This is a genomic window from Candidatus Atribacteria bacterium (assembly GCA_011056645.1).
GTDB lineage: Bacteria > Atribacterota > Phoenicimicrobiia > Phoenicimicrobiales > Phoenicimicrobiaceae > Sediminicultor > Sediminicultor quartus.
This window is the reverse complement of the sequence record DSEL01000048.1, coordinates 1-10,518: the sequence shown is the minus strand read 5'-3', so window position 1 is coordinate 10,518 and position 10,518 is coordinate 1. Positions and strand designations below refer to the sequence as shown.

At 34.9% G+C, this 10,518-nt stretch carries 8 protein-coding genes; 7 read left to right on the top strand and 1 reads right to left on the bottom strand.

Translation table 11 applies throughout. The features are described 5' to 3' along the window. The first annotated feature begins 125 nt into the window (after positions 1-125). The 6 genes from ENO17_01820 (at position 126) to ENO17_01795 (ending at position 7,396) form a co-directional block, all read left to right on the top strand. Positions 126-1,037: a DMT family transporter gene (locus ENO17_01820; GenBank protein HER23782.1), complete on the top strand. Its 912-nt coding sequence runs from the start codon at positions 126-128 to the stop codon at positions 1,035-1,037. 27 nt (positions 1,038-1,064) lie between these two features. Then, complete coding sequence (locus ENO17_01815; protein ID HER23781.1) at positions 1,065-1,955, top strand: DUF4438 domain-containing protein; 891 nt, start codon at positions 1,065-1,067, stop codon at positions 1,953-1,955. A gap of 134 nt (positions 1,956-2,089) precedes the next feature. After that, a complete protein-coding gene (gene galT, locus ENO17_01810) occupies positions 2,090-3,079 on the top strand; it encodes a galactose-1-phosphate uridylyltransferase (protein HER23780.1) in 990 nt (329 codons plus the stop codon). 11 nt (positions 3,080-3,090) lie between these two features. Continuing rightward, positions 3,091-4,266 carry a galactokinase gene (locus ENO17_01805; protein HER23779.1) on the top strand — a complete coding sequence of 392 codons (1,176 nt, stop codon included), beginning with the start codon at positions 3,091-3,093 and terminating at the stop codon, positions 4,264-4,266. A gap of 25 nt (positions 4,267-4,291) precedes the next feature. Beyond that, entirely contained in the window at positions 4,292-5,788 is a 1,497-nt protein-coding gene (glpK, locus tag ENO17_01800; GenBank protein ID HER23778.1) for a glycerol kinase, read from the top strand. A 501-nt stretch (positions 5,789-6,289) separates the two neighbouring features. Continuing rightward, positions 6,290-7,396: a hypothetical protein gene (locus tag ENO17_01795; GenBank protein HER23777.1), complete on the top strand. Its 1,107-nt coding sequence runs from the start codon at positions 6,290-6,292 to the stop codon at positions 7,394-7,396. 255 nt (positions 7,397-7,651) lie between these two features. On the opposite strand, the gene ENO17_01790 is transcribed toward ENO17_01795, so the two are convergent. Continuing rightward, on the bottom strand, positions 7,652-8,485 hold the full coding sequence (locus ENO17_01790; protein HER23776.1) for a xylose isomerase: 834 nt from the start codon (positions 8,483-8,485) through the stop codon (positions 7,652-7,654). A gap of 462 nt (positions 8,486-8,947) precedes the next feature. Here ENO17_01790 and ENO17_01785 point away from each other — a divergent pair, with 462 nt between their 5' ends. After that, positions 8,948-10,174, top strand: coding sequence for a DegT/DnrJ/EryC1/StrS family aminotransferase (locus tag ENO17_01785; protein ID HER23775.1), 1,227 nt, complete (start codon positions 8,948-8,950; stop codon positions 10,172-10,174). Positions 10,175-10,518: the final 344 nt, after the last annotated feature.

The following is a 10,518-nucleotide window of genomic DNA, read 5'->3' as shown; positions in this document are numbered from 1 at the left end:
GTGTAGAATGTATCAGTATATAAATGTAGAATATAGCGAAGAAACCGGAATTCAGAAGCCAGAAGTGAGAGGTAGGGGTTCGATTCATCGAACCCGCAACGACTATTTTAATTGGAGCAAACATATTGGAAAAGCAAGAAAAAGAAGGAATCATTTGTGTTATCATTACTATTTTCATTGCCGGAGCTTTGCCCATTATCATTAAGTATGGCACAGGAATAATCAATCCCTTGTTCTTTGCTACCTTCAGCAGCTTGATAGCTGGGATTTTTCTGCTTAAGATAGCTATAATTAAAGGTAACTGGGGAATATTAATTGATAAAAGATATTTTTTCTACTTTTTATTAATCGGTTTTTTTGGCATTACTCTTTCTAATATCTGTTTCTTCTTCGGAGTTACTCTAACCAGTGGAATTAATTCCTCTATCCTCTTGCAGATAGAACCCTTATATGCCATATTGATCGGCTATTTATTATTAAATGAAAAAATTACTCCAAAGCAAATATTTTTTACCGCGATAATTATGCTGGGCACTCTGGTAGTAGTATACCGGGCAAAATTTATTTTTAACTGGGGAGATTTATTGGTATTATTGACCCCACTTTGCTGGCAGATAGCTCATTTTTTCAGCAAAAGATTGATGACTAATCATAAAGAGGTTAACCCGATGTTAATAGCTACAGCAAGAACTTTGTATGGAGGGGTTTTTCTATTGATCCTTAGCAGCGCAAAGGGGATCAATCAGTATGATAAATTAGGAGTCAGGAGCGTTTTGTTAATATTGTTATTCCAGGGAATTATCGGTTTTGCTTTACACTATTCTATTTGGTATGAAGCTATCAAGCGATTAAATTTATCCAAGGCTACAACTTTAGTTTCCGTATATCCTACTTTTTCTATTGCCTTAGCCCGATTAATATTAAAAGAAATCCCAAACTTTTATCAAATAGCTGGATTTGGTATAATAATAATGGGAGTCTTTGGCTTATCGAGGATTAAAAGTGAACATAGAGAAAATAATATCCTTAAATATTAAATAAATTTAAAAGGAAGGTGACAGTATATGTTAAGAACCAATAAAGACAGGTTAGTAATGATTTCTATTCAGGGAAGAGTGAGTTATCCGGTAAGCAGAGGACCCTATAGGATTACTTACGACGGTAAACCGGTGACACTGCCCGGAGTAGGTGGCATAACTTATAATATCAAAGTTGGTGATTTTGCTTTTGGATGGGAGGCCGACCATGTAGAACCCGGAGTTTCTACGGTGGTGAACGAAGAAAAAAGAGATGAAGGCCCTAATTGCGCTTACAATATTTTAGCCTGCATGGGGAATCAAGCGCGGGTAGTAAGCGGAGAGGCTAAGGGTGCATTGGGAGTCGTCACCGGTCATCACGGGGGAATTGAACATGTATTGATCGATTTTGACCAGGAAACCCTGGAGAAACTTTGTGTCGGGGATAAGATCTTGATTAAAGCCTACGGACAAGGACTGAAATTATTAGATTATCCCGAGATAAAAATTTTTAACTTGGATCCTTCTTTATTAGAAAAGTTGAATATAAAAGAGGTAGGCAATGGCAATATTGATGTTCCAGTTACTTGTGAGATTCCAGCAAAACTGATGGGCTCCGGATTAGGTTCCGCCAGTGTGGCTAGTGGTGATTATGATATTACCACAGCCGATAAAAAGATGGTAGAAAAATATAAATTAGATCAAATCAGATTTGGAGATATTGTCGTAATTAAAGATGCAGATAATAGTTTTGGAAGAAGCTATAGAGAAGGGGCAGTTTCTGTGGGGATAGTGGTTCACAGTGATTGTGTGATAGCGGGTCATGGTCCCGGAGTAGCAACTCTCCTAACTTCATCCACCAGTAAGAAGATTAAATTTCATATTGATACCAATGCCAACATCGCCAATTACCTGAGTATCGGTACGAAGAGAGAATAATAATTAATGAAAAATGGCTTGAAACTAGTTTTTATGAGGTGATTTTTTGGAAATACGCAAAAAAAGGATTATAAAAGGTGATGGCCGTTATTTAATTTATTATACTTTTAGCGAAAGGAAAGAGGAAGGCAGGGATGTTAGAACTGAGATGGAATCCCATTCTGAAACAATGGATAATAATAGCCACTCATCGACAGAACAGGACTTATAAACCTCCGAAGGATTATTGCCCTCTCTGCCCTACAAAAAAGGGAGGCTTATCTACGGAAGTACCGGCCGAAGATTATGATATCGTAGTTTTTGAAAATAAATTTCCTTCTTTAAGACAAGATTCGCCGGAAGCAAACGAGGAAGACTCTAAATTTTTTAAACATGGTAAAGCCCAGGGAATTTGTGAGGTAGTTCTATTTACTTCTGACCATGATGGGATTATGTCGCAAAAACCCTTAGATCGCTATATTAAGCTGGTAAAGGTATGGAGAGATCGCTATCGGGAGTTAGGGGATAAAGATTTTATCGATTATGTCTTCATTTTTGAAAATAAAGGAGAAGAAGTAGGGGTGACTCTTCATCATCCTCATGGCCAGATATATGCTTACCCTTTTATTCCGCCCGTTATCGAACAGGAGCTAAGTTCCAGTAAAGAGTATTTTGAAAAAGAGGGGGAATGTCTCTTCTGTAAGAACTTAAAAGAAGAAAAAGAAGATAGCAGGCGAATTATTATTAGTAATGATTCTTTTACTGCATTCGTTCCTTTTTCTGCTTCTTATACTTATGAGATTCATATTTATGCCAATCAACACCTTTCTTCTTTTAATGATTTTTCCGAAAAGGATGAAATTGATTTAGCAGCAATTTTCAAAACAATATCAATGAAATTCGATAATCTTTTTGGTTTTGTCTTTCCTTACATCATGTCTATTCATCAGCAGCCAAGCAATGGAACAGGCAAAGAATATTCTCATTTTCATATTGAATTCTATCCCCCTTATCGCACAAAAGATAAACTTAAATATTTAGCTGGGAGTGAAATAGGGGCTGGTACTTTTATTAATAATTGCTTACCCGAAGAAAAGGCTCAAGAACTAAGGAATACGCCACCTGAAGGAGTAGTTTGTTATTAGAGGAGATTTCGGTGCAAAATATAAATAAGCTTTGGAAGATATTTAGCGAAAAATTTGCTGATACCGGTTTAACTAAAGGAGCCTTTTCTGCCCCCGGTAGAGTTAATTTAATTGGTGAACATACGGATTATAATGAGGGATTTGTTCTGCCCATGGCGATTGGAAAAAAGATTATTATGCTGGGACAATTGAGGAATGATCGATTGGTTCAAGTTTTTGATCTTGGTTTTCAAGCTGGAGATAAATTTTCTTTGGATAATTTATCTCCTTCCCAGAAAGATATCTGGGTAAATTACTTAATGGGTGTGGCAGACGAAATACAAAAAGCAGGTTATTCTTTGCAAGGAGCAAATCTTATTTTTACCAGTGATATTCCTCAGAGAGCGGGCTTGAGTTCTTCTGCTGCCTTAGAGGTAGTAACTGCCTTAACTATAACTAAATTAAATTTAAGGGAAATGAAACCGATTGAAATGGCTCATCTCTGTCGGAGAGCAGAAAACAATTTTGTAGGTGTATCTTGTGGAATTATGGATCAATATGTTTCTTGTTTAGGCCAAAAAAATTATGCTCTTTTTATTGATTGTAGGAGCAATGAATATGAGCTAGTCCCTTTTAAAGATCACAATTATCAGATAGTAATCTGCAATTCCAAAGTTCAAAGAGGGTTGGTTAATTCTGAATATAACAAAAGAAGAGAAGAATGTAAAAGAGCTGTTGATTTTTTTAAACATAAATTAAACCGCGAGATACGAAGCTTAAGAGATATTACCATAGACGAATATAAAATATACCAGAGCCAATTACCGGAGGTTATTGCCCGAAGATCCAGGCATGTGCTTTCAGAAAATGATAGAGTTCAAACTGCGGTACAGGCTTTAAGAATGAAGAACTATCCTATCTTTGGTCAACTTATGATAGAATCCCATAAAAGTCTTAAGGATGATTATGAGGTGAGTTGTAAGGAATTGGACTTTCTGGTTGATTTAGCTTTAAAACAAGAAGGAGTCTTGGGGTCGAGGATGACAGGTGCGGGCTTTGGAGGTTGTACGGTAAACCTATTAAAAAAAGAACATGTTGATGCCTTTAAAAAAACGATTGTACAGGAATATAGAAAAAATATCGGTATCACACCGGACATATACATAACCTCACCTGCTGAGGGAGCCAAAGTTTTGGAGTTCAGGTGATAAGGAAATATTAGGAGGTGTTAAGGTGGCAAAATATGTCATAGCTCTGGATCAGGGGACTACCAGTTCTCGAGCGATCATCTTTAATCATAATGGAACGATAGTAAGTACTGCCAGTAAGGAATTTAGACAGATTTATCCAAAACCTGGCTGGGTAGAACATAACCCTATAGAAATTTGGTCTTCCCAGATAGAAGTGGCAAAAGCTGCTTTAGATAAAGCTGACCTAAAAGCGGGAGATATAGTTGCACTTGGTATAACTAATCAGAGGGAGGCTACTATAGTCTGGGATAAAAAAACAGGTAAACCGGTTTATAATGCGATCGTATGGCAATGCCGAAGGACTGCTCCTATCTGCGACCAACTGAAGAAGAAAGGGATGGCAGAGGTTATCCAAAAAAAGACCGGACTGGTGGTTGACGCCTATTTTTCCGGTACCAAGATTAAATGGATTTTAGATCATGTAGATGGAGCCAGAGAAAAAGCTCAAAAAGGAGAAATTCTTTTTGGTACAGTAGATAGCTGGCTTATCTGGAATTTAACCGAAGGGAAAGTTCATATTACCGATTATTCTAATGCTTCGCGAACCATGATATTTAATATTCATAATTTGGATTGGGACGAGGAGATATTAGGAGAACTGAATATTCCCCGAGAGATGCTCCCTAAAGTTCTACCCTCGAGTTATATTTATGGAAGCTCAGATAAAGAGATATTCGGAGCAGAAATTCCTATCTCCGGAGATGCCGGAGATCAACAAGCCGCTCTTTTCGGACAGGTCTGTTATGAATCGGGTATGGCCAAAAATACCTATGGAACCGGATGTTTTGTCTTGATGAATACCGGGGAAAAAATCGTTTCCTCAAAAAATGGTCTTTTGACTACTATTGCCTGGGGAATTAATGGTAAAGTGGAATATGCCTTAGAAGGGAGTATCTTTATCGGCAGAGCAGTAGTCCAATGGTTAAGAGATGAAATGGGCTTGATAAAAAATTCTAATGAAATTGAAAAATATGCGCTAAAAGTTAAAGATACGAATGGGGTTTATTTAGTCCCTGCCTTTGTGGGTCTTGGTGCTCCTTACTGGGATATGTATGCTCGGGGTATCATTGTAGGATTGACCAGGGGGGCAAAGAAAGAACATATAATGAGAGCGGCACTGGAATCAATTGCTTATCAAAGCCGTGATATCCTGGAAGTTATCCAGAAAGATTCAGGGATTTATTTGAAAAAATTAAAAGTGGATGGCGGAGCAGTTAGAGATAACTTTTTAATGCAATTCCAATCTGACATTCTGGGAGTCCCGGTAATAAGACCTAAAATTGCAGAGACTACTGCTCTGGGCGCAGCATACCTTTCTGGTTTAGCGGTTGGTTATTGGAAAAATAAAGAGGAGATTGCTCAAAAATGGAAAATAGAAAAAGAATTTTCTCCTAATATGGATGAAAAAACAAAAGAAACATTATATAAAGGCTGGAAAAAAGCCGTTAGCCGATCTCTAAACTGGGAAGAACGCCTTTAAACGTGCCTCAATTTTCGAAAAATTAGCAATTACGACCCCCATTTTTAGCCTATTTTTACCTCTTCGAAACCATGAAACCATTATAAATAGCCATTTTAAGATTTTGAGATGAGAGAATTTTAGTTAAAAAAGTACCATTTTTAAGGGGTAAAAGTACCTATTTTTTAAAATTATGCGTCTGAGAGCGTCTATGAGATTATTCCTTGAAACCCCTATTATATAAGGCTTTCAAGAAGGTATTTTTCCACAGGTTTTACACATTTTTCCTATTTATTTGATATAATAGAATAAGTAAAAAAAATATTTATTTTGAAAAACATGAATTCTGACAACGGTTGTACTAGTTCAAAATTACTTGAGTCGTCCTGGAAGAAAAGAGGAGAGAGATAATAAAAAAGTGGATTAAATCAGGAAGGATAAAAGGGTGACAAAGAACCGCTTCCTTGATGCGATTCCGTTAGGTGAAATTATGGCTTTAAAAATTAAAAGGAATTTTAAAAAATGAAATGTCGCAAACTTGGAAAAACAGGACTAAATGTTTCTAAAATCGGTTTGGGAACAGAACACCTAAACAAAAAATCAAGTAGAATAGTTTATTCAGTTATATGTGAAGCTATTGAAAGAGGGGTAAATTATTTTGATATTGTTTTTGCTTTCAAAGAATATAGAGATAATCTTGGCTATGTTTTAAAAGAATACAGAAGCAAGGTAATTATTGCAGGACATATTTGTTGCTCTGAGACTAATGGTCAATATCGATTGTCCAGAGAGGTAAAAGAAAATGAAATGCTTTTTAATGATCTTCTAAAAAGGTTACACACAGATTATGTAGATATTGTCTTTATTCAAATGGTAAATGAAATGGCCTCCCATAAAGATATTACAAAAACTGATGGAATTATGGAGTTTGCACTCAGGCTTAAAAAAGAGGGAAAAGTTCGTTTTATAGGAATAAGTGGTCATAAAGTCCCGGCAGTGAAAGCCACAATAGATACAGGGTATGTTGATGTGTTAATGTTTCCCATTAATATTGCCTGGGATTTTGTACCTGGAAGAAAAGATATCCTCGAAATTTGCTCAAAAAACTCCATTGGTCTGGTGGCAATGAAACCCTATGCCGGGGGTAGAATATTTCAAAAACGAAATTCAAAATATATAACCACGGTTCAAGCACTAAATTACATTCTTTCTCATAAAGCGATTTCAACAGTAGTCCCTGGCGTAAAAAATGTAAAAGAATTAAAAGAAACTCTTAAATATCTTGAAGCATCCAACAAGGAAAAAGATTATAGTGCAATTATTGCTGAATCCCAACAGGATTTACATGGTAATTGTGTATATTGTAATCATTGTCTCCCTTGTCCTGAAGGGATTGATATTGGTAAAGTTATAAATAAATTAGATATAATTACAGAAAACAATATAAAGATTAAATCCAAACTTGATTCATATTATCCTGGCAGAATTAGATTAAGTCGAGAAAATTTTAAAGGGTTATCAGATGATATTTCAAAATGTACTGAATGCGGCATTTGTATGAGACGTTGCCCATTTGAAGTAGATGTGATTGGCAAAATGAAACAAGCAATTAAAGTTTTTGGCAAATAAAAACCCAGTGAAGGATGTCAAAGGATACATCCCAATTTTTAGAGAATGAATATACATTTTTAAATTTAATAAATAGGGTAGGTGTGACAATAAAATCAATGGCGACATTATGAGATTAAATAATGCTTATTTTAATTTTTGCTTGAATACCTTGATGATAATTCAAATAGACATATCGAGTGGATAATAAAGGGTTAAGTCTTACAATGTAATATCTAACTGTTATATTTCAAGATCTGGTCGTAAAGGTAAAGATCATCCTAAATATTCTATACTATGGTCGATAGCTGATTTTAAACTTTCAATTTCCATATCTTGTATAACCTTGGAAAAAGGTTCAAAAGAAATATTTCCCGAATAACCAAGCTTGAGAAGTAATGTTATCTGCTCCTTGGTTTGAAGTTTATCTTTTTCCGAGACTAAAACACGATGATTATCTCTATATTCTTCAGCGAGAATATTAGATTCTACTCCGGAGATGTGGACTAATCCGGTATAAGATATATCATAATCATTTTTAATAGTATCCAAGGTATCAGGGCCTATATGGTGATGGAAGGTGTCATGAACAATTTTATAGACCGGATAACCTGATTCCCGAATAGCTTTCATTGCCGTAACCATAGATCGAAGAGAACATTCTTTAAATCCCAAGGGCTCTAAATAGCCTTGCATGCCGCTATCTTTAAACAAGAGAGCAAAAGATTTTAAAGCTAATACGGTTTCTTTGAAAATTTCTTCTGAACTCCTTTTATCATTAACATCATTGTTTGGGCATAATACAATTGCTTTGCAGCCGATAGATTGTGAAAGATTAATTAATTTTTTTAATTCCTTTATGGACTCTGGTAGAATTGCGGCTAAATTAAATTTTTGGAGGGCATTGATGGTTAATATTTCCACTCCATATTTTTTGGAGAGTTCTTTTAGTTGCTCTGCCGTATAGTCATCAATTATCTTTCCTCCGGGAAGGTCATTGCGTAATTCAATTTTATTTAAATCCAAATCTTTAGTAAATTTAAAGAAATCTTTTAAGCCTAATTTTGGATAAATGATTCTGTTAAGGCTGATTCTTGATCGATTAATCATTCTATATCTTCCTCCTTTTTTATATAAATATTATTTTATATATTTCTAAGACTGATTGTTTTTTTTTGGATATTTTATCTTGAGTTTTGAAGTGTTCGATCAGATGATTTTATTTTATAATTTATTTATTTTCTTGGTTATTTCTGTTGGATAGTATAGCATATTATTTTATAAGTGTCATTTAAATATGGGACCGAATGATAATTATAATAAAAATAATTCAGAACAATTCCAAATGGTAAAAGAAATATCTTCTTTTATCTTCCTATGTTTGATAAGATGAAATTGGATCAAATCTTTATTGACCGTTAGTTCTATTTTAGCTATCCTTTGTTTATAGGCATAGCATCGTGGATATATTAATTTTTTTACTAAGATTAAATATTCGGGAAACTGGAGAACTTATGAGTTTGGATTATAGTACGATAATGATGAGAAGAATAGTATTTAGGGGGTAATGATATGGCTGGGCCAGGTGCATATTTTTTCGGAGAGGAAGAAAGGAAAGAGTTATTAGATGTAATGGAGTCTGGGTATTTATCCAGGTATGGCAAGGAAGATGACCCTCGATTTAAACATAAAGTAGTAACATTCGAAAGGGAATTTGAGAAATATGTCGGATCACGTCATGCAGTAGCGGTAAATGGTGGTACCGGTGCTCTTATAACAAGCCTTGCGGCTTTGGGTATCGGTCCGGGAGATGAAGTTATAGTGCCAGGTTATACATTTATTGCTTCAATTTCATCGATTATCTACGCCAATGCCATTCCTGTTTTGGCAGAAATTGACGAATCTTTAAATATTGACCCGGAAGATATTAGAAAAAAAATTACTAAAAGAACAAAAGCGATTATGCCTGTTAATATGCTTGGTAATCCGTGTGATATGGATAGTATTATGGAGATTGCAAATGAACACCACCTTTATGTGATTGAAGACTGCTGTCAAGCTTTCGGTGCAACTTATAAAGGGGAAAAGGTTGGTACAATCGGTGATATTGGAGCTTTTTCATTAAATATAAATAAAACCATTACTACTGGTGATGGTGGTGTTGTAATTACCGATGATGATGAATTATATGAACGCACCTTTGGATTTCATGATCAAGGCCATAAACCAAATAGAATGGGATTAGAGATTGGAAGTAGGAGTTTAATCGGTATGAATTTAAGAATTAATGAGCTCACCGGAGCCGTAGCTTTAGCCCAGTTAAGAAAGACAGACAATATTATATCCATACTTCGTGATAAAAAAAGAAAATTAAAGAATGCCATTTCAGTAAATAAAAAATTGAAATTTAGAAAAATAAATGATGAAGGTGAAATTGCAACAATATTAACCTTGCTTTTTAATGAGAAAGGAACAGCAGATAAATTCGCTGCTGAAATGGATGTAAAGACTCTCTCTTATTCAGGATGGCACGTGTATAATAATATGGAACAGATATTAAATAAAAAAACAGTCACGGAGTATCAATGTCCTTTTGTTTGTGAAAGGTATGGACAAGAAATAGAATATAATAAACATATGTTGCCTAAAACTGACGAAATACTTGGAAGGGCAGTGAACATTAGCATAGGCGTTGTCGATCCAGGTATTGGCGCTGGTTTTGGAATTTCAATACTTTCAAATGATAAAGAAATTGAACAAGTTGCCGATAAAATTAATAAGGCATTGAAAGTATTGTGAATTAGTCAAATAGAAATATTTATCAAAAACCTTAGTTATTCCAGGAATAGAAATTTCTACTTTTTTGGACATTTTGTGCTTATCGATTGGATTGGTGATTTCAATTGGTTTTCGCTCGAACAGGAAAGTACCTTTAATAAACCAGAAGTCTATAGTTAAAAAAATGTGGACATTGTTGGATTTTTTATTTTTCGGTGTAATAAAAGACTGTCAGAATGGCTATATTCTACGAAGATTTTATAAATATTCCTTATAAAAAGAAAAAAAGGGGGAAATTATAGTGGTTACTATTAATAAAAAGCCCTATAAAGCATTCATTGTACCTCATACCCATTGGGATAGAG